At 55.5% G+C, this 19,802-nt stretch carries 14 protein-coding genes; 7 read left to right on the forward strand and 7 right to left on the reverse strand.

The annotated features are described in order from the left end of the window. Positions 1–60: 60 nt before the first annotated feature. A complete protein-coding gene (locus H7R56_RS06175; RefSeq protein WP_106928388.1) occupies positions 61–8,331 on the reverse strand; it encodes a BapA/Bap/LapF family large adhesin in 8,271 nt (2,756 codons plus the stop codon). Between the two features lie 766 nt (positions 8,332–9,097). Next, complete coding sequence (gene smpB, locus H7R56_RS06180; RefSeq protein ID WP_106928390.1) at positions 9,098–9,580, reverse strand: SsrA-binding protein SmpB; 483 nt, start codon at positions 9,578–9,580, stop codon at positions 9,098–9,100. 151 nt (positions 9,581–9,731) lie between these two features. Here smpB and H7R56_RS06185 point away from each other — a divergent pair, with 151 nt between their 5' ends. Continuing rightward, on the forward strand, positions 9,732–10,169 hold the full coding sequence (locus H7R56_RS06185; RefSeq protein WP_197974850.1) for a type II toxin-antitoxin system RatA family toxin: 438 nt from the start codon (positions 9,732–9,734) through the stop codon (positions 10,167–10,169). After that, the gene (locus tag H7R56_RS06190) at positions 10,159–10,455 is read left to right on the forward strand and encodes an RnfH family protein (protein WP_106928394.1); all 297 of its coding nucleotides are present in this window, start codon (positions 10,159–10,161) and stop codon (positions 10,453–10,455) included. The genes H7R56_RS06185 and H7R56_RS06190 overlap by 11 nt, the downstream gene beginning before the upstream one ends. Before the next feature lie 65 nt (positions 10,456–10,520). Here the strand turns inward: H7R56_RS06190 and bamE are convergent, their stop codons facing one another. The 3 genes from bamE to nadK form a co-directional block, all read right to left on the reverse strand. Then, complete coding sequence (bamE, locus tag H7R56_RS06195) at positions 10,521–10,859, reverse strand: outer membrane protein assembly factor BamE (RefSeq protein WP_106928396.1); 339 nt, start codon at positions 10,857–10,859, stop codon at positions 10,521–10,523. 148 nt (positions 10,860–11,007) lie between these two features. Continuing rightward, entirely contained in the window at positions 11,008–12,669 is a 1,662-nt protein-coding gene (recN, locus tag H7R56_RS06200) for a DNA repair protein RecN (RefSeq protein WP_106928398.1), read from the reverse strand. Between the two features lie 85 nt (positions 12,670–12,754). Then, complete coding sequence (gene nadK / locus H7R56_RS06205; RefSeq protein ID WP_106928400.1) at positions 12,755–13,633, reverse strand: NAD(+) kinase; 879 nt, start codon at positions 13,631–13,633, stop codon at positions 12,755–12,757. A 121-nt stretch (positions 13,634–13,754) separates the two neighbouring features. On the opposite strand from nadK, the gene grpE reads away from it, so the two are divergent. Next, entirely contained in the window at positions 13,755–14,348 is a 594-nt protein-coding gene (grpE, locus tag H7R56_RS06210) for a nucleotide exchange factor GrpE (protein ID WP_106928402.1), read from the forward strand. Positions 14,349–14,389: 41 nt separating this feature from the next. On the opposite strand, the gene H7R56_RS06215 is transcribed toward grpE, so the two are convergent. Beyond that, positions 14,390–15,676: an HlyC/CorC family transporter gene (locus H7R56_RS06215; protein ID WP_106928404.1), complete on the reverse strand. Its 1,287-nt coding sequence runs from the start codon at positions 15,674–15,676 to the stop codon at positions 14,390–14,392. Between the two features lie 16 nt (positions 15,677–15,692). After that, the gene (locus tag H7R56_RS06220) at positions 15,693–16,484 is read right to left on the reverse strand and encodes a cytochrome C assembly family protein (protein ID WP_106928444.1); all 792 of its coding nucleotides are present in this window, start codon (positions 16,482–16,484) and stop codon (positions 15,693–15,695) included. A gap of 224 nt (positions 16,485–16,708) precedes the next feature. Here H7R56_RS06220 and ffh point away from each other — a divergent pair, with 224 nt between their 5' ends. The 4 genes from ffh to trmD all read left to right on the forward strand — a co-directional run bounded on the left by ffh (position 16,709) and on the right by trmD (position 19,796). Next, entirely contained in the window at positions 16,709–18,073 is a 1,365-nt protein-coding gene (gene ffh / locus H7R56_RS06225; RefSeq protein ID WP_064543362.1) for a signal recognition particle protein, read from the forward strand. Positions 18,074–18,182: 109 nt separating this feature from the next. Further along, positions 18,183–18,431 carry a 30S ribosomal protein S16 gene (rpsP, locus tag H7R56_RS06230; protein ID WP_181358019.1) on the forward strand — a complete coding sequence of 83 codons (249 nt, stop codon included), beginning with the start codon at positions 18,183–18,185 and terminating at the stop codon, positions 18,429–18,431. Between the two features lie 18 nt (positions 18,432–18,449). Continuing rightward, entirely contained in the window at positions 18,450–18,998 is a 549-nt protein-coding gene (gene rimM / locus H7R56_RS06235; RefSeq protein WP_035894946.1) for a ribosome maturation factor RimM, read from the forward strand. Positions 18,999–19,028: 30 nt separating this feature from the next. Further along, positions 19,029–19,796 carry a tRNA (guanosine(37)-N1)-methyltransferase TrmD gene (trmD, locus tag H7R56_RS06240; RefSeq protein WP_106928408.1) on the forward strand — a complete coding sequence of 256 codons (768 nt, stop codon included), beginning with the start codon at positions 19,029–19,031 and terminating at the stop codon, positions 19,794–19,796. Positions 19,797–19,802 lie beyond the last annotated feature (6 nt).

A 19,802-nucleotide genomic window follows, 5' to 3' on the forward strand; every position in this document is an offset into this window, starting at 1 on the left:
ACGGCACAGTTCCCTATTGTTTAACGCCGGGCGTGGCCGCGCCCGGCGTTTGCCGATGACTTATCCGACAACAATATGGTTCTGTTCGACGAGATCGCTAAGCTTGATATTGTGTACATCGTCAAGAACCAGCAAATCTGTAGAAGAATATTTCGTTCCGCTGGCGCCATCTCTGTCAATTGAGATCACCGTCCCTTTTCCTGTGTCGGTTACCGTCAGGAAATTGCCTAATGATGACGACTGGCCGTCCCAGCCAACCAGCAGGCTGTGAATGTCAATTTTGTCCCCCTGAGCGAGCGAGAAGTTGCTCCAGTGATCCACGCCGTTACCACCGGTAGCATCGGTGCTGTTCAGCAGGTTATAAATCAGCGTATCGCCGTAAGCAGAGCCGATAATCACGTCCGACTGGTTAGTGCTGGTGAACAGCGGATTCATGTTAATGGTTAAGGTGGCGGTATCGGTGTGGCCGTTTTGATCGTTCAGCGTATAGGTGAACACCTCTTTATTGACGATGTCGGACGGGTGCACGTTACTGTTCAGGGTATAGGAGTACGACCCGTCAATATTGACGGTCAGCGTACCGTAATGCCCGGTAATGGTCGCGCTGGTCAGGCTGCTGAGCGGGTTAGTGGTGGTGGCGTTGAGCAGCGGCGTCAGGGTGGCGACGCTACCGTTGAAGCCGCTAATGGTTAATGTGGTGTGCGAGCCGGAGAGCTGGTCCATCGCCCCAGCGGCGTCGCTGCCGTCGTAAATATTCCCCGTCACGTTGTGGCTGCCGGTGATCAGGAAGTTGTCCAGATCGTACGAGGTGCCGACGAACGACGGCGTGATGGTAATGGCGCCCAGTTGTGGAATGCCCATATCGGCAATCAGGTGCAGGGTATAGGTATGGCCAGCGCTCAGTTCCAACCCGCTTAGGCTCAGCGTATTCACATTATTGAACAGCGTTAACGCCCCTTTCGCGACGCTGTTAGTGGCGACCTGGACGCCATCTTCATACAGCACCCATTTCAGCGCCAGGCTGCTGATGGCGACGCTTGAGGCAACGCTGAAGCTGATAGACACCGCCTTCAGCGCCGTTCCGGCGGCCACCGTAAAGGTGGTATCGGTTTCCAGGTGCGACGTCGATTTTGCCAGCGTGGTGGCCGCGCCGATGAGGCTGGCCCCGGCGGTCGTGACCTGCGTGGTGCTGAGCGACATGGCGCTGCTGACGTCATCTACCGCATCAAGCGCGTGTGCGCTAGGTTGAATATTCAGCGTCGCGGAGGCCTGTGTCCCGTTTTGCGCGGTGATGGTGTAGATAAAGCTGTCCGGCGAGGTAATGCTGCCTGCGCTGACCCCGCTTTTCAGCGTGTAGGTATAGTTACCGTTGGCATCAATCACCAGCGTACCGAATTTGCCGACGATCGATGTCGTCCCGCTGCCGGCAACGGTGACGCCGTTGACCTGGGTGACGTGGGCGCCGGTGGCGGCGATGCCGGCATCGTTGCTCAGAACGTTGCCGCTGGCGGCCGCGCTAAGGCTATCGACGCGATAGGTGTAGTCCGCCAGGTAAGTGATGGTGTAGCCGCCCAGCAGGTTCAGCCCCTGCGCGGAGTTCATCACAATCAGGTACTCGCCTCCCGGCAGCGTCAGGGTGGTGGCGTCCGATTTTCCCCCCAGCAGCGGCACGATGAGCCAGTTGGTTTTTGACTGGAACAGCTCGTACTGCTGCGTGACCACGTTCAGGCGGTAAACATAGAGGTCAAAGGTCGCGCCGATCATCACGCCGCCCGCAGAGCTTTGCAGAGTGATGACGCGGTCGGTACCTTCGGCCACGCTCAGCAGCGTGGGGTTACGCATATCTTTCAGCAGGCCGACGGAGATGACGTCTCCCAGACCCAGGCTGACGATCGTATAGCTCGTCTGGCTGGCAGGCAGCGTAGCCGCCGTTGCCGCGTTGACCTGGGTGTTGTAAATCATGCTGACGCTGTCATCCACCGCGGTGAGCGCGCTGGTACTGCCAGCACCCAGGGTAATCACCAGGTTGGCGGAGCTGCTGACGCCCCCCTGCACGATGGTGTAGGTAAAGCTGTCGGAATGCCCGAGGGCCGTCGCCGTGGTGGTGGGATAAAGGGTATAGGTGTAGTCGCCGCTGGCGTTAATCACCAGCTTACCGTACTTCCCGTTAATGGTCGTTCCGGCCGGGTCGGCGGTGACAGGGGTGGATACGCCGTTGAGGGTAATCGCCGAGACGACGGTACCAATTGGCGCGACGTCGTTGCCTTCGGTAAGCAGATTGCCCTGATGCGGCGTCGTTTCCGTCAGTACTCCCGGGGTGGTTTCGGTCAGCGTGACGTTAATGCCGGTATAGGCGCCAACGGCCAGAATGCTGGTGTTGTAGCTCAGTACCCGGTAGTTACCCGCCGCCAGCCCGTCCATTTGCAGAGATATACCGCTGGCGCCGAGGGTCAGCAGATTGGCGAACTGTGCCTGGGAGGAGTCGACAATGGTTGTCCACGCCTGAAGATTGGTATCAAACACCTGCACCACAATCAGCTGCGAGCTGAGCAGTGAAAGGACGGTGCCGGTCGCAATAGCATTGATGGTGGCGCTGCCGGTGTTATTGGCGTCGACGGTGAATTCTGCCTTCGCCACTTTATCCGCCAGCACGGTAATGGTGTTGCCGAGCGCGTTAATCAGCTGCGCGCCGTAGCCGCTGGCCTGTTTGACGGTGACAACGGCATTGGTGGTAATGTCGGTCAGGTTGATGATGTCATCGTTAGCGGCGATCGGCAGCGTGGGGGCGTGGATCGTGGTATTCGCTGATTTATTCCCCGCCGCGTCGGTGGCGCTGACGATAAGGGTTTCGCCGCTCACCAGCCGTGAAGGCAGCAGGGTGGACCAGTTGCCGCTGGCATCGGCCGTCACCGTCAGTTTGCTCCCGTTAGGCAGCGTGATGGTGATGGTCGCATTGGCTTCCGTATGGGTGCCCGTTGTGTTACTGATGCTATAGCCGTCGGCGCTGACCTGCGCATCCGGTGCTGCGGGGGCGGTGGTATCGACGATGATGGTTATTGCAGCAGATGCCAGACCGGTGCCGGTGCTGTTGGTCGCCGTGGCGGTAAAGATATGGGGGCCTTCTACCAGCGCGGTGGTGGTCTGATACTGCCAGACGCCGTTGTTGTCTGCGGTAACGGTGGCGAGCAGTTTCCCGTTGTCATAGATGTTGACGCTGGCGCGCGCCTGGGCGGTGCCGTTGAGGGTCGGTAGGGTATCGTCGGTTGTTTTACCGTTGCCGATACTGCCCTGAATGCTGCCAAAATCATCGATGATGGCGCTAATCACCGGCGCGCCCGGTAGGGTGCTGAACTGTGCATAAACGTCGGTCGGCAACCCTTGGTTACCCGCCGCATCGGTCGCGTAGGCGCTCAGTTTTTCTCCGTTAGATTGCGTCGGAGAGAGCGTGATGTTGAATTTGCCCGTGGCGTCGGCGGTGCCGGTGCCTAATACGACGCCGGTGGCGCTCACCACGGTGACTTTACTGCCAGCTTCGGCGCTTCCTGAAAGGATGTTGCCTGCCAGGTTGACGCTGAGATCTTTTGGCGCATCCGGCGCGATCAAATCGACGGTTAGCGTACGGCTGGAGGAGCTGCCGCTCACGTTGCCAGCCGCATCGGTGGCTTTCGCCGTTAACACGTGAGTACCGGTGAGCAGCGGCACGAGCGGCGTAAATGTCCAGTTACCGGAGCCGTCGGCGGTGGTCGTGCCAATACTTTTGCCGTTGTCAAAAATCTCAACGAGCGTATTTTTTTCCGCTGTACCGGAGAGCACCGGAATGACGTCGTTGGTGGCCCCCTGATCCGCTACGTTACCGACCTGCGGCAATGTATCGTCCAGAATGGTCGTGATGACCGGCGCGTTGGGGGCCGCGGTATCGACCACGACGGTGAACGAGTTAGAGGCTAATCCCGTGTTGCCTGCGGCATCGGTCGCTTTCGCGGTTAAGGTGTGGGAGCCATCTGCCAGCGCGGTGGTTGGGGTAAAGGACCACACGCCGGTTAAGGCGTCCGCTTTCACCTGGCCAATCGATTTGTTGCCGTCATAAATGGTGACGGTTGCCCCCGGCTCTGCCGTACCGGTAAGCGTCGGACGATTATCGTCGGTGACCTGATTTTGCGTCAGGTCGTTTTGCAGTGTGCCGACATCATCATGCACGGTGATAATAATCGGAGCCTGCGGTGGCTGGGTATCGACGATCACGGTGAAAGGTGACGAATCAATACTGGTGTTGCCTGCGGCGTCCGTTGCCGTCGCGGTCAGCGTGTGGGTGTTGTCAGACAGCCCCGTCAAGGAGACGCTCCAGCTGTTGTCGGCGTTGACTGTGGTTGTCGCTATGGCGGAGTGGGTCACGTTGTCGTAGATGATAATTTTGGCGCCAGCCTCCCCGGTACCGCTGAGCGTCAGATTGGGTTTATTGGTTGGGATGCCGACGATAGGCGTGCTGCCGTCGCTGGCCTGCAGAATAATCGGTGCGGACGGCGCAACGGTATCGATGGTTAGGGTGAATGAGCCGGACGCTACGCTGGTTACCCCGATAGCGTTAGTGACCGTGGCGGTGAAGCTGTGCGGACCATCTTTCAGCGGGGTGGACGGCTGCCAGGACCAGATACCGAGTACCGTGGTGGTTACATTCGTGACAAAGACACCGTTGTCGTAAATGGCGATCGTGGCATTGCTTTCGAAGCTTGTGCCGTGCAGCAGAGGGCGACTATCGTCGGTAGCGCTGCCGTTATAGAGCACATTCTGGAGGGTTCCGACGTCGTCATCTGCGGTCAAAATTGTCGGCGCCAGCGGCTGAACCGTGAAGACTGTATAGGCGATCGGCAGCGATGTACTGGTATTGCCTGCGGCATCCGTGGCGGTGACGTACACGCTGTGGAACAACCCGGCGGCGTAGGTGCTATCCGGCGTAAATGACCAGTTTCCGTTGCTGTCGGCGGTAACGCGGCCCAGTTCGAGGAGGTTGTCATAGATGATAACCTGCGCGCCGGCCTCCGTCTTACCGCTGATGGTGGGGTGTGTTTCATCGGTGACGGTACCGTTAAGAATCGGCCCTTTCAGGACACCGGTGTTGTCGGTGATCACTAACGTTGAAACCGCCGGCGGCGTGATATCGATGGTGGTATGGAAGAGAGGACTTGGGTCGACAAAGTCCGGCTCAGTGACGTAAAAGGTGTGTGCACCTTCGCTCAGCGAGAGCTCGTAGCTCCACTGGCCGTCGAGACCGACTAACACCGAGTCAACTACCTTGCCGTCGACGTAGATGGTGACGTACTGCCCCGCAGTGCCGAGGCCGGTCAGGAGCGGGGTCGTGTCGTTCGTCACCTGATTATCACCCAGGCTGCCGATATTGAGGGGCGTATCGTCGATAATTGCCACGATGACCGGCCCGGTGTCGGTCGGGCTCTGGACATACAGGTTAAACGGCCCGGCGGCGTTGCTGATGTTGCCCGCAGCATCGGTAGCGGTAGCGGTCAGCGTATGGGAACCCGCGCTCAGCGTCGGGCTAAATGACCATATGAGACTGCTATCCACGTTAATCGTGCCAATTTTGTTACCGTTGTCATAGATATCGACCGTCGAACCCGCCTCCGCGATACCGTTGAGCGTCGGGGTCGTATCTTTGGTCACCTGGCCCGTAATCAGCGGCAGGCCAATACCACTTGAATCATCCGTCACCGTGAACAAAGGCGCGGTTGGCGCAATCGTATCGACGTTCAGCGTAAAGTCTGCGGAGGTGGTGCTGACATTACCGGCCGCATCGACGGCGAAGACGCTGAGGGTATGGTCACCGTTAGTGAGCGGTACGTCTAAGGTAAAACTCCAGGTGTGGGTTGTGCTATCAACCGTTGCGCTGCCGAGATAGCGGGAACCCTCATAGATACTGACGCTGACGGCACCTTTTTCGGCGGTGCCGTTCAGCGTGGGTTTGGTATCATCGGTGATGGGCTTCAGCGGATTAATCGTCCCCTGATACAGCCCGACATCGTCGGTGACGCTGGTGATGACCGGCGCTGCTGGCGGCGTGTTATCGAAGGTAAAGGTAAAACTGTTGGAGATACCGCTGGTGTTGCCCGCCGCATCGGTTGCCGTCGCCGTTACAACGTAAGTTTTATCGCTTTGCATGGCGCTGAGGGTATATGACCAGACGCCGTTTTGATCGACCAGTGCGGTACCCACCTCGGTTCCATTCAGCGAGATATGTACGGTGGAGCCGCTTTCGCCGCTGCCGGTGAGCTTCGCGGCCGGATCGTTGGTTGCTCCGTTATTGAGTACGGCGCCAACGGCCGGGGAAACCGCGTCGTTGAGCTGAATGATCGCTGGCGTTGTCGGCGGGATCGTGTCGATAACGACGCTCACCGGGGCCGAAGGTATACTGAGATTGCCCGCGCTATCGACGGCGACGGCGGTGAACACATGGCCGCCATTGGGCAGATTGCCGTTCGCCGTGAAGCTCCAGTGACCCTGACCATCTGCTTGGGTATAGCCGAGGTAGGTGTTGGTATTATCGTAGATTTTTACCGTCGCATGGGCTTCGGCGGTACCGGTCAGTTTTGGCGTGGCGTCATTGGTTAATTTATCAATCAGCGCCTCGGCATCGTTAACCAGCGCGGTAATGACGGGTTGAGCTGGCGGAGTGATGTCCGGCGCGGCGATCGTTGCCGGCAGGCTCTGATTGTGCGAGGCGTCGGTGGCGGTAACGCTCAGCAGCTCGCCGTTAATTTGCTGCGGCTGCAGTGCGATGCTGAAATGACCTGATTCATCCGCGTAGCCGCGGCCGATTTCGTGGGTATCTGGCCCGGTGATAATCACCAGGCTACCGGCCTCCGCATGGCCGCTGAGCGTGGCGCCGTTGTCGGCAATCTGGAGTTGGTCCGGTGCGGTTGGCGGGGTTAAGTCGGTGGACAGGATCGTTGACGGCAGGCTGATATTATTGGCCGCGTCTTTGGCAACGGCGGTCAATAAATCACCAGCGAGCTGTGCCGGATTCAGATCGATCGTAAAGCTGCCGTCGTTAGACGTGACCTTCACAGAACCAATGGGCGTGCCGTGACCGTCGGTGACGGTAACCGTGCTGCCGATTTCGGCCAGGCCATAAAGGTGCGTTCCGTCAACGGAGAGGCTGTACAGAACAGGCGCGTCCGGCGGCGTGGTGTCCGGAGCCACGATAATCCCGGGAAGGCTGGTGTTGCCTGCTTTATCGGTCGCGTAAGCGTCCAGCGTTTCGCCGTTCAGCTGTTTGCTGCTCAGATCGACGGTAAACGCCCCGCCGCTGTCGGTAACGACGACGGTACCGAGCACTTTGCCGGAGTCTGATGTGATGGTAATGGTGCTGCCCACTTCGCCAATGCCGCTGAGATGCAGGCCGTCGGCAGAGATTTGCAGGTTGTGCGGGGCGTCCGGCGCGCTCATATCCAGCACCAGTACAAAGGTGCCGGATTCTTTACTTTCCTGGCCGAGCACCGATGCGGTGGCGGTGATTTGGTATTGCCCGTCTTTAAAGGTTCCGTCTGCCGGACGATAGGACCAGTTACCGTTGGCGTCGGCGGTGGTGCTGCCGATAGCCGTACCGTTGCTGTAAATAATGATTTTGGCATTTGCAACGGAGGTACCGTTAATTTGCAGGTGGCTATCGTTAGTTGCGACACCGCTGGTGACCATCGGCGTCGTTGGCTTGTTGCTCTCGGTTACGCTAACAATAGCCGGAGCCGCTGGCGGGGTGCCGGTGTTATTCAGGCTATTATCATTACCACTACTATTATTACTGGTGCCGCCATTATCGCCAGCGCCATTATTATTGTTACTGGTACCGCCGTTGTTGCCGTTGCTATTGGTCGACGAGCCGGTACTTGCACCGCTTGAGTTACCACCACCGCCACCGGCAGCCAGCCCGATACCGGCTGCTGCACCCAGACCGCCCAGCACCCACGGCCAAACGGCGGCCCCTTCATGTTGAGTTCCTGAAAGGGCTAACAGTGCATCAATGTTATCAAGGTGCTCGAAATGAACGGCTCCATTCGTATCCTGCACCCACCATAGCGCCCCCTGGCCATCCTCAAGCACCAGTTGGTTTGCATCGGCGCCAGTGGCCGCGTAGAAATTTTTAATGGTGATCGTTTCGCCAGAGTGTCGGGTAATTACCAGATCGTGGTTTACCTGCTTCATGGAGGCGATATCGGACCTATCCAGATGTAGCTTCACGATGGAAGGCGAAGTGAGGGTGATAACGTTGCCATCAACGTTGCTGGCGACAGCGGTCAATTTTGAAATGACGGATACGGTGCCCATAGGTTCACTCCATTCAGTGAGGTATCAACTGATAGTGCCTGTCGTTTTTAAAATCACTTTTTGGTTAATGCATAAATGTTTTCTGGCTTTCAGACAAAAATATCCCGCCCCGCTTGCAGAACGGGTTTTTAAGATAATTCTCAAATTAAAATTTGATTTAGGTTGTCGTTGTTTTTATAACGACGATTGCTGTGCGATCGTCCATGGTTTTTAAATTATCCGTTGATTACGGTATAGCTTAAAAATAACGCATATCACAAATTAAGCATGACTTAACTATGGTTAATAGCTGATGAATTGCGCTTTTTTTTCATTGAATACAGCAAGGTTAAACGATGCTTGCGAAAGCGTTGAAGGTAATCAATCTCTTGATTCACGCTGCTTTTATATTAAATCATGCGCTAAGGGCATGCGACAGTACTTACTTAATCATTGTGGGTATTTATGTTTTAATTGCTGTCTTAGGAAATGTCTGAATTGATTTTAAATGAAGAAATGGCCTGATTGGGTAATGTTTATATAAGCCATTTGAAATATGATATATGCTATATCATGATTATTTAAATATTCAGCAAGCTACGGGTTAAAGATATTATTCATTATTGATGATATGAATAATAAACAGAGGTTATTTTTATTTTTCAAATAAGGATAAACATCGGTCAGTGAGAAAATAACTGACGGTTTCCCCCCACGGCAAGAACCGATAACCCGATACTCTCTGTTGCTGCTGGAGAATATCGGGGTTATAGAAATGGCCTATGGCCTAGCGCCCGGCATGTTTCATAATGCGAGCTTTATCCAGCTGCCATTCACGATCCTTCAGATCGGAACGCTTGTCGTGCTGTTTCTTCCCTTTCGCCACGCCGATTTTGACTTTACACCAGGCGTTCTTCCAGTACAGGGAGAGGGCGACGACGGTATAGCCTTCACGGTTGATGCGGCCGTACAGGTTATCCAGCTCACGTTGGTTAAGCAGCAGTTTACGGGTACGCGTGGGATCGCAGACGTAGTGGGTGGAGGCCACGGCCATCGGCGTGAAGTTGGCACCGAACAGGAAAGCTTCGCCATCTTTCAGAATGACGTAGCTGTCGCCGATGTTGGCTTTACCTGCGCGCAGAGATTTGACTTCCCAACCCTGGAGGGCGAGACCCGCCTCAATTTCTTCTTCGATAAAGTATTCGTGGCGGGCGCGTTTATTCAGCGCAATGGTGGCCGATCCAGGTTTGTGTGCTTTTTTCTTTGTCATAATATCCTGAAGTTATCGCTAATCTGATAAACATAGCCTCAAGCTCCCGCGAGGCGCAATACGCTATCTTAGCACGATATAGCCCGCGTCCGTTTTTTTTAACCGGAGATAAATGATACTATTTACGCCGTGTTTGATCATGGAAATTGCTATGCCTCAGATTAGCCGTACTGCGCTGGTGCCCTACAGCGCAGAGCAAATGTATCAACTGGTGAATGATGTGAATGCCTACCCGGATTTCCTGCCTGGTTGTACCGGCAGCCGCGTTCTGGAGTCTGGTCCTACGCAGATGACGGCGGCGGTCGATGTCTCAAAGGCTGGCATCAGTAAGACCTTTACCACGCGCAATACGTTAACCGATAACCAAAGCATCCTGATGCATCTGGTCGATGGGCCGTTTAAGACGTTGATCGGCGGCTGGAAGTTTACGCCGTTAAGTGCTGACGCCTGCAAGATTGAGTTTCAGCTCGATTTTGAGTTCACCAACAAACTGATAGAGCTGGCGTTTGGTCGCATCTTTAAAGAGCTGGCGCTGAACATGGTGCAAGCGTTTACGATGCGCGCGAGAGAGGTTTACCGTGTCGGGTAAAATAGCCGTTGAAGTGGCCTATGCGCTGCCGCAAAAGCAGTATCTGCAGCGCGTGATGCTCGATGAAGGGGCGACGGTAGAACACGCTATTCAAGCCAGCGGGCTGCTGGCGCTGCGTGATGATATCGACCTGAGCAAAAATAAGGTGGGTATTTATAGTCGCCCGGTGAAGCTGCAGGACGAAGTTCATGACGGCGACCGGGTTGAGATTTATCGCCCGCTGATTGCCGACCCGAAAGAGCTGCGTCGCCAGCGTGCCGAGAAATCAGCACAGAAAAAGGGATAGCCGCCGCTAACGAATGGACAATAAAAAAGCGCTCAGTGAGCGCTTTTTTGTCATTACAGGCTAGCTTATTTGGTCAGCGCTGGCTTGTTGTCGATATTGGTCAACACGCCGCTGCTGTTGAAGGTCAGCGTCAGCGTTTGCTGGGTCGCGGCTTCATGGCCTGGCTGCTGGCGGAACACGTAGAACCAGGTGTTGGTGCCGAACGGGTCGGTCATCATCGGGGTACCTAAGGTGTAGGCTACCTGTTGCTGGGTCATACCCGTATGGATTTTGGCTACATCGTTAGGTGCCAGGTAGTTCCCCTGACTAATATCAGGACGGTAAACCACTCGCTCCAGAGTGGAACAGCCTGCAGTCATCATCAGAAGAACCGCTGCGGCAGCAGTCAGCGTTTTACAGCGCATAGTGATTTGATTCCTTTTCGGGCCCGAGCAGTACGCGGCTCATATGTCATGTGCCGATGATAATAGACCTGAGGTAAGTTGGAAACCTTTGATATCAGGTCTGACGGCGTTTTTATTGTGAACTCAGACTGTAAGAAATCCAAAAAGTTTATGCGGCCAGCAACTCTTTCGCATTCGCCAGCGTATTCCGCGTGACTTCACTGCCGCCTAACAGGCGTGCCAGCTCTTGCAGGCGCGCGCGTTTGTCCAGCGGCTGCATGTGCGTTTCAGTCATGGCGCCGTCGGTTTCTTTGCTGACGTAGAAGTGGTGATGACCGCAGCCAGCCACCTGCGGCAGGTGGGTAACGCACATCACCTGCGTTGATTCACCCAACTGGCGCAGCAGTTTGCCAACAACCGCCGCCGTCGGACCGCTGATGCCGACGTCCACTTCATCAAAAATCAGCGCCGGGGTTTCCATTTTACGCGCCGTGATGACCTGAATGGCCAGCGCAATGCGTGACAGTTCACCGCCGGACGCCACTTTCGCAATGGCCTGCAGCGGCTGGCCCGGGTTGGTCGTGACGCGAAACTCAATACGGTCAGCGCCTTCAGCCGTCAGGTGCTGTTCTTCAAAGCTAACGTCGATATCAAAGACGCCGTGCGGCATGGAGAGCATGTGCATGCTGTCGGTAATCAGCTGTGCCAGCTCCTGAGCGCTTGCCTGTCGCTGATCGTGCAGCTGACGTGCGGTTTCCAGCGCCAGATCGTGATAGCGCGAGACCGCGAGTTTCAGCGTCTCCAGCGAGTCGCTTTGATCGTCCAGCTGTTGCTGCTCATCAAGTAATGACTGGTAGTATTCCGGCAAGGCTTCCGGCGCGATTTGATGTTTCCGCGCAAGCGAAATCTGCTTAGACAGCCGCTGCTCCAGCTCAAACAGGCGATTAGGATCGAGATCCAGACGGTCGCAGTAATGACGCAGTTCATCGCTGGCCTCGCTCAGCTGAATTGCGGCCTCTTCCAGCATGGACAGCACGCCGGACAGTTTACCGTCCATGCTGGCGAGCTCTCCGGCTAACTGACGCGCGGTATAAAGCTGGCTTTGTAGATTGACCTCTTCGCCGTCGGCCAGAATAGCCAGCGCGTGCTGGCTGGTTGCGATAAGTTGCCCGCTGTTGGCAAGGCGTTTGTATTCTTCATCGATCTGTTCGTATTCACCCGGCTGCGGATTGAACTCGATAAGCTCTTTCAACTGGTACTGCAGCAGCTCTGCGCGGGCGGTTCGTTCCTGACTTTGCTGCTGATGGGTGGCAAGGTCACGGCAGCTTTGGTTCCACTGACGGTAGTGCTCCGCCATTTGGCGAGCCAGTTCGGACTCGCCGGCGTAGGCGTCGAGCAGATGCTTTTGATGTTCGGGTTTGACCAACTGCTGGTGCGCATGCTGGCCGTGGATTTGAATCAACAGCTGGCCCAGCTCCCGTAGCTGCGAGAGCGGTACCGCGGTACCGTTAATAAAGCCGCGTGAGCGACCGTCGCTGCTGATGACGCGGCGGAGCAGGCACTCGCGGCCGTCTTCCAACTGGTTTTCTTCTAACCAGCGCAGGGCGGCAGGCGTATCTTTTAGGGCGAAGCGTGCGCATAGGTCGGCACGGCTGGCACCGGCGCGTACCATATCGGCCTCTGCGCGGCCGCCCAGGCACAGGCCGAGGGCATCAATTGCAATAGATTTACCGGCACCGGTTTCCCCGGTGATGGCCGTCATGCCGCTGTTGAAGTCGATTTCAAGTTCACGAACGATTGCAAAATTGCTGATGGTCAGTTGTGCCAACATAGCCGCTTTCCTGTATGAAAACCCATAACTGTGTTTTCATACAGTATAGACTGGTTTTTTATCCAGTAAAGAGGTGGCGGTAAAATTAGAACAATTTTTTTGACCAGCCGAGCTTGGTGCTTAATGTGTTGAAATAGCTATAGTCTTTGGGGTGAATCAGATTCAGGTGATAATCGCAGCGGCGAATCAGCACATCTTCACCTTCCTGGATAGGCAGGGCTATCTGGCTGTCACAGCTGATCTCCAGATCGCTACGGCGGTGCGAGAAGCGCAGGCGAATGGTACTGTCGCCGTTGATCACCAGCGGGCGCGCCGAGAGCGTGTGTGGGAACATGGGGACCAGCGTGATGGCGTCCAGCGACGGCGTGAGAATCGGGCCTCCGGCGGAGAGTGAATAAGCGGTAGAACCGGTCGGCGTGGAGATTATCAGGCCATCGGAGCGCTGTGAAAAAGCGAAAGTCTCATCAATGTAGACTTCAAATTCAATCATGTGCGCCACTTTGCCCGGGTGCAGCACCACTTCATTGATGGCGGTACTGATGCGTTTCTGGCAATTTTGCTGGCAGACCTGCGCCTCCAGCAGAAAGCGTTTTTCGGCGATGTAGTTGCCGTCCAGCACGTCGGCAAGCTGCTGATGGGCATTGTCCGGATCGAGGTCGGTAAGAAAACCGAGGTTGCCACGGTTAATGCCGATGACGCTGATGTCGTAGCGGGCCAGCGTACGCGCTGCGCCAAGCATGTTGCCGTCGCCGCCCACCACCACCGCCAGGTCCGCTTTCTGACCAATTTCTGCCAGCGTGCCGGTTTTCACATTGTCCAGCTTGAGCTCCTGGGCAATCTGGCGTTCGACAATCACATCGAGGCCTTTGGTACTCAGCCAGCGATAGAGCATTTCATGTGTCGTCAGGGCCGTCGGGTGACGGGGGTGTCCTACAATACCGATACACTTGAAATGATTGTTCATTTTCTGAATGTCCTTGTGTCGAAGATTGGTGACAATGTGAGAGCTTCCCTTGAAACCCGGAATCAGATCCCCATAATAATCCAGGTTAGCGAGATGATTGCGAAAAAACGCGGAGAAATTCATGAGTAGTAAAGAACAGAAAACGCCTGAGGGGCAATCCCCGGAAGAAATTATCATGGAACAGCACGAAGAAGTTGAGGCGGTTGAACCAAACGCTTCTGCTGAACAGGTGGATCCGCGCGATGAAAAAATTGCGAACCTTGAATCGCAGTTAGCGGAAGCTGAAACCCGCGAGCGTGAAAGTGTGCTGCGCGTGAAGGCTGAGATGGAAAACCTGCGTCGTCGTACTGAGATTGACGTTGAGAAGGCGCATAAGTTTGCGCTGGAAAAATTCGTCAACGAACTGTTGCCGGTGCTGGATAGCCTGGACCGCGCGCTGGAAGTGGCGAACAAAGACAACGAAACCATGGCGGCAATGGTCGAAGGGATCGAACTGACCCGTAAGTCGATGCTGGATGTGGTGGCGAAGTTTGGCGTGCAGGTGGTTGCGGATATCGATGTGCCGATGGACCCGAACGTACACCAGGCCATTGCGATGGTTGAGTCCGATGACGTTGCCGCTGGCAACGTGCTGATGGTGATGCAGAAGGGGTATACCCTGAACGGCCGAACCATTCGTGCGGCGATGGTGTCCGTCGCGAAGGCGAAGGCCTGACGTTGTTTTAACCCTCTCCCCGCCAGGGGAGAGGGTGCGTCTTACTCCGCGACGCTGTCGCGCAGCGGTCTTATCGGGTTCACCTGAACCTGCTTAATCACGTTATCCTGCACGTCGAGAATATCAATATCATAGTGGGCGATACGCACCCGCGTGCCTGCCGCCGGGATCTCTTCCAGCGCTTCGACAATCATTCCGTTCATCGTACGCGCTTCGTCTTCCGGCAGATGCCAGTTGAAGGCTTTATTGAGTTCGCGTACGTTGGCGCCGCCATCGATAATCACCGAGCCGTCGTTTTGCGGGTTAACCTCTTCGGCGAGCGAAGGAGACATCGAGGTGGTAAAGTCGCCAACGATCTCCTCCAGAATATCCTCAACCGTCACCAGCCCCTGAATATCGCCATATTCGTCGACCACCAGGCCCACTTTCTTTTTATTACGCTGGAATTTAACCAACTGAGTACTCAGCGGGGTACCCTCCGGGACGAAGTAAATCTCATCGGCGGCGCGCAGCATCACCTCTTTGGTGAACTCTTTTTTCTCGGTCATCAGCCGGTAGGCTTCGCGCACGCGCAGCATGCTGATGGCATCATCCAGCGAGTCGCGATACAACACAATGCGGCCGTGCGGCGAATGCGTCAGCTGGCGCACAATGGATTTCCAGTCGTCGTTGATGTTGATGCCGACGATCTCATTGCGCGGCACCATGATGTCGTCGACGCTGACTTTTTCCAGGTCCAGCACCGACAGCAGCATGTCCTGATTGCGGCGGGAGATCTGCGAGCGCGACTCGTTCACGATGGTGCGCAGCTCGTCTTTGCTGAGCGAACTGCTGATGGTGATATCGGTTTTGATGCCCATCATGCGCATCAGGATGCGGGTGATCAGATTCAGCAGCCAGACCAGCGGCATCATCAGTATCTGAAGCGGTGCCAGCAGGAAGCTGCTGGGGTAGGCGACTTTCTCAGGGTAGAGTGCGGCAATAGTTTTCGGCAGCACTTCGGCAAACACCAGCACCACAAAGGTCAGCACCCCGGTGGCGATAGCGACGCCCAGGTCGCCGTACAGGCGCATCCCGACGATGGTGCCGAGCGCAGAGGCCAGGATATTGACGAGGTTGTTGCCAATCAGCACGAGGCTGATTAAACGATCGGGCTTTTGCAGCAGCTTCTCAACGCGCTTTGCGGGTTTGTTTCCCTGTTTGGCAAGGTGGCGCAGCCGATAGCGGTTTAGCGTCATCATGCCGGTTTCAGAGCCGGAGAAATAGGCGGAGATGACCACCATGATGATCAGCGTCACGATCAGCGTGGTGGTAGAAATATGTTCCAAGAGAATTCCTTAGTACTTAGCTCACGAATTGTTGAATGACGCGGCTACCAAAGTAGGCGAGCGTCAGAATGCCTGCGCCCGCGACGTTAAACCAGACTACCCGGCGGCCTCGCCACCCTTCATGATAGTGGCCCCATAACAACACGATATAGACGAACCAGGCGATGATGGAAAGGACGGCCTTGTCGATATTTTCCATGCTGAACAGGTTATGCATGTAAAACAGACCGGTACAAAGCGTCAGGGTGAGCAGGACGACGCCCACCTGAGTGATGTGAAACATTTTGCGTTCAATGACCATCAACGGCGGCATTTCATGACTGAATGCCAGCTTTTTGTTTTTGAGCTGGTAGTCAATCCACGCCAGCTGTAGCGCGTACAGGGCGGCGATGATCAGCGTGGCATAGGAGAACAGCGAGAGCCCAATATGCACCATCATGCCCGGCGTGGCTTCCAGGTGGGTAATAAACTCGTTGGGCATAAAGGTCGCGAAGGCGAGGTTGATGAGCGCAAACGCGTAGACAATAGGCAACAGCAGCCAGCCGCGGTTACGCGAGGCGACGATCGTCATCACCGTGCAGATCATCAGGCTCACCAACGAGCCGACGTTTAACAGGCTGAGGTTTTGCCCGCTTTCACCGCCCGGCAGAATGCGGGCTTCCAGCGCGAAGGCGTGGCATACCAGCGCGACGGTGGCGGAGAGAATCGCCATACGCCGCCAGCCGCTGTTTTTTTGCAGCAGACCGGGAATAATCAGCGCCAGGCTGACGGAGTAGGCAACAAGCGCGAGCAGGGCAAAAACAGGCATAAAGAGTCGGCAGTCGTCAAAAAGAAGAAAGAGAAGCAGTATATACGCAAAATCCATCGAGTTGTATCAAGGCGCACAGGCTATGTGAAGGCGGCGATGTCACGTTACGCGATATCAGCGCCCACCGTGGCCTCACAACTCGCTCGGTGTCGTGTTATACTCCCGCAAATTTCCGTTTTTTGGTCGCGCAAGCGACTCACCGTTTCCACCCCAGGCGAGAGACAATGTTTGATAATTTAACCGATCGTTTGTCGCGCACGCTGCGCAATATCAGTGGCCGTGGACGCCTTACTGAAGACAACGTAAAAGAGACGCTGCGCGAAGTGCGCATGGCGCTGCTGGAGGCTGACGTTGCGCTGCCGGTAGTGCGTGATTTTATCAATCGCGTAAAAGAGAAAGCGGTTGGTCATGAAGTTAACAAAAGCCTGACCCCGGGTCAGGAGTTCGTCAAAATCGTCCGTAGCGAACTGGTTTCGGCGATGGGCGAAGAGAACCAGACGCTCAACCTGGCCGCGCAGCCGCCGGCCGTGGTGCTGATGGCGGGCCTGCAGGGTGCGGGTAAAACCACCAGCGTCGGTAAGCTGGGTAAATTCCTGCGTGAAAAGCACAAGAAGAAAGTGCTGGTGGTCTCTGCCGACGTCTATCGCCCGGCGGCGATTAAACAGCTGGAAACCCTGGCCGAGCAGGTGGGCGTGGACTTCTTCCCGTCCGACGTTGGCCAGAAGCCTATCGACATCGTTAACGCGGCGCTGAAAGAAGCGAAGCTGAAATTCTACGACGTGCTGCTGGTGGATACCGCCGGTCGTCTGCACGTTGATGAAGCGATGATGGACGAAATCAAACAGGTTCACGCGGCCATTAAGCCAGTAGAAACCCTGTTTGTCGTTGACGCCATGACCGGCCAGGATGCGGCGAATACCGCTAAAGCCTTTAACGAAGCGCTGCCGCTGACCGGCGTGGTGCTGACCAAGGTCGACGGTGATGCACGCGGCGGGGCGGCGTTGTCTATTCGCCACATTACCGGTAAGCCAATCAAGTTCCTCGGCGTAGGTGAAAAAACCGAAGCGCTGGAGCCGTTCCACCCGGATCGTATCGCGTCCCGTATTCTCGGCATGGGCGACGTACTGTCGCTGATTGAAGATATCGAGAGCAAGGTTGACCGCGCGCAGGCTGAGAAGCTGGCGACCAAGCTGAAGAAAGGCGACGGTTTCGACCTGAATGACTTCCTGGAACAGCTCAAGCAGATGAAAAACATGGGCGGCATGGCGAGCCTGATGGGCAAGTTGCCGGGCATGGGTCAGATTCCTGACAACGTCAAATCGCAGATGGATGACAAAGTGCTGGTGCGTATGGAAGCGATCATCAACTCGATGACGCTGAAAGAGCGCGCGAAGCCGGAAATCATCAAGGGTTCCCGCAAGCGTCGTATCGCTCAGGGCTGTGGCCTGCAGGTGCAGGACGTGAACCGTCTATTGAAGCAGTTCGATGACATGCAGCGCATGATGAAGAAGATGAAGTCGAAAGGCGGCATGATGAAAATGATGCGCGGAATGAAGGGTATGATGCCCCCGGGATTCCCTGGCAGATAATACGGATTGCATTTTGCCCAAAAATGAGTAAAATTTTCGGGCTTTTAATATGACACCGGGCCCCTTCCCTCGATGGGGCCCGGTTGTTCTATTCACACAAGAGGATGTTATGGTAACTATTCGTTTAGCTCGTCACGGCGCTAAAAAGCGTCCGTTCTACCAGGTTGTTGTTACTGACAGCCGTAACGCACGTAACGGTCGCTTCATTGAGCGCGTTGGTTTCTTCAACCCGATCGCTTCTGGTTCGGAAGAAGGCACCCGCCTGGATCTGGATCGTATCGCACACTGGGTTGGCCAGGGCGCAACTATCTCTGATCGCGTATCTGCGCTGATCAAAGAAGCTAAAAAAGCAGCTTAATCTGTCACGGTGGTCATGATGAGCAAGCAACACACCGCACAAGCACCTGTTGATCCGATCGTATTGGGGAAAATGGGTTCTTCCTACGGTATCCGTGGTTGGCTCAGAGTGTTTTCCTCCACCGAAGACGCCGAAAGCATTTTTGACTATCAGCCCTGGTTAATCCAGAAGGCGGGTCAGTGGCAGACCGTTGAGCTGGAAAGCTGGCGCTACCACAATCAGGATATCGTCATTAAGCTGAAAGGCGTTGACGATCGCGATGCCGCGAATCTGCTGACGAACTGCGAAATTATCGTGGATTCCTCGCAGCTGCCGGCGCTGGAAGATGGAAGCTATTACTGGAAAGACCTGATGGGCTGCCAGGTAGTGACTACGGAAGGCTACGGTCTCGGTAAAGTCATCGATATGATGGAAACCGGGTCGAATGACGTTCTCGTCATTAAGGCAAACCTGAAAGATGCATTTGGTATCAAGGAGCGGTTGGTTCCGTTCCTCGATGGGCAGGTTATCAAGAAAGTCGATCTCGCTACTCGTACTATCGAAGTAGATTGGGATCCTGGTTTTTAAACCACCGGATAAACGGTAAAAGACGGCGCTATGTGGATTGGCATAATTAGCCTGTTTCCTGAAATGTTCCGCGCAATTACCGATTACGGGGTAACTGGCCGGGCAGTAAAAAATGGCCTGCTGAGCATCCAGAGCTGGAGTCCTCGTGACTTCACGCATGACCGGCACCGTACCGTGGACGATCGTCCTTACGGCGGCGGACCGGGGATGTTAATGATGGTGCAACCTTTACGGGACGCCATTCATGCAGCAAAAGCCGCGGCAGGTGAAGGCGCAAAGGTGATTTATCTGTCACCTCAGGGACGCAAGCTTGATCAAGCGGGCGTCAGTGAACTGGCCACGAATCAAAAGCTGATTCTGGTATGCGGTCGCTACGAAGGTATCGATGAGCGCGTGATTCAGACCGAGATTGACGAAGAATGGTCTATCGGCGATTACGTTCTCAGCGGTGGAGAGTTACCGGCAATGACGCTGATCGACTCCGTTTCCCGGTTTATTCCGGGTGTACTGGGTCATGAAGCTTCAGCATTCGAAGATTCGTTTGCCGATGGGTTGCTGGACTGTCCGCACTACACTCGCCCTGAAGTGTTGGAAGGGATGGAAGTACCGCCGGTTCTGCTGTCGGGAAACCATGCTGAGATACGTCGCTGGCGTTTGAAGCAGTCGCTGGGCCGCTCCTGGCTTAGAAGACCTGAACTTCTGGAAAACCTGGCTCTGACTGAAGAGCAAGCAAGGTTGCTGGCGGAGTTCAAACAGGAACACGCACAACAGCAACATAAACATGATGGGCTGGTCTGAGACCCC

This window comes from Klebsiella sp. WP3-W18-ESBL-02, from assembly GCF_014168815.1.
In the GTDB taxonomy this organism is placed as follows: Bacteria; Pseudomonadota; Gammaproteobacteria; order Enterobacterales; family Enterobacteriaceae; genus Kluyvera; species Kluyvera ascorbata_B.

Bases quoted from the DNA above. Each gene is read 5' to 3' on its own strand.
- H7R56_RS06185 (WP_197974850.1), top strand. From the start codon at position 9,732: ATGCCTCAGATTAGCCGTACTGCGCTGGTGCCCTACAGCGCAGAGCAA.
- rimM (WP_035894946.1), top strand. From the start codon at position 18,450: ATGAGCAAGCAACACACCGCACAAGCACCTGTTGATCCGATCGTATTG.
- H7R56_RS06175 (WP_106928388.1), bottom strand. From the start codon at position 8,331: ATGGGCACCGTATCCGTCATTTCAAAATTGACCGCTGTCGCCAGCAAC.
- trmD (WP_106928408.1), top strand. From the start codon at position 19,029: ATGTGGATTGGCATAATTAGCCTGTTTCCTGAAATGTTCCGCGCAATT.
- nadK (WP_106928400.1), bottom strand. From the start codon at position 13,633: ATGAACAATCATTTCAAGTGTATCGGTATTGTAGGACACCCCCGTCAC.
- smpB (WP_106928390.1), bottom strand. From the start codon at position 9,580: ATGACAAAGAAAAAAGCACACAAACCTGGATCGGCCACCATTGCGCTG.
- grpE (WP_106928402.1), top strand. From the start codon at position 13,755: ATGAGTAGTAAAGAACAGAAAACGCCTGAGGGGCAATCCCCGGAAGAA.
- ffh (WP_064543362.1), top strand. From the start codon at position 16,709: ATGTTTGATAATTTAACCGATCGTTTGTCGCGCACGCTGCGCAATATC.
- recN (WP_106928398.1), bottom strand. From the start codon at position 12,669: ATGTTGGCACAACTGACCATCAGCAATTTTGCAATCGTTCGTGAACTT.
- bamE (WP_106928396.1), bottom strand. From the start codon at position 10,859: ATGCGCTGTAAAACGCTGACTGCTGCCGCAGCGGTTCTTCTGATGATG.
- H7R56_RS06220 (WP_106928444.1), bottom strand. From the start codon at position 16,484: ATGCCTGTTTTTGCCCTGCTCGCGCTTGTTGCCTACTCCGTCAGCCTG.
- rpsP (WP_181358019.1), top strand. From the start codon at position 18,183: ATGGTAACTATTCGTTTAGCTCGTCACGGCGCTAAAAAGCGTCCGTTC.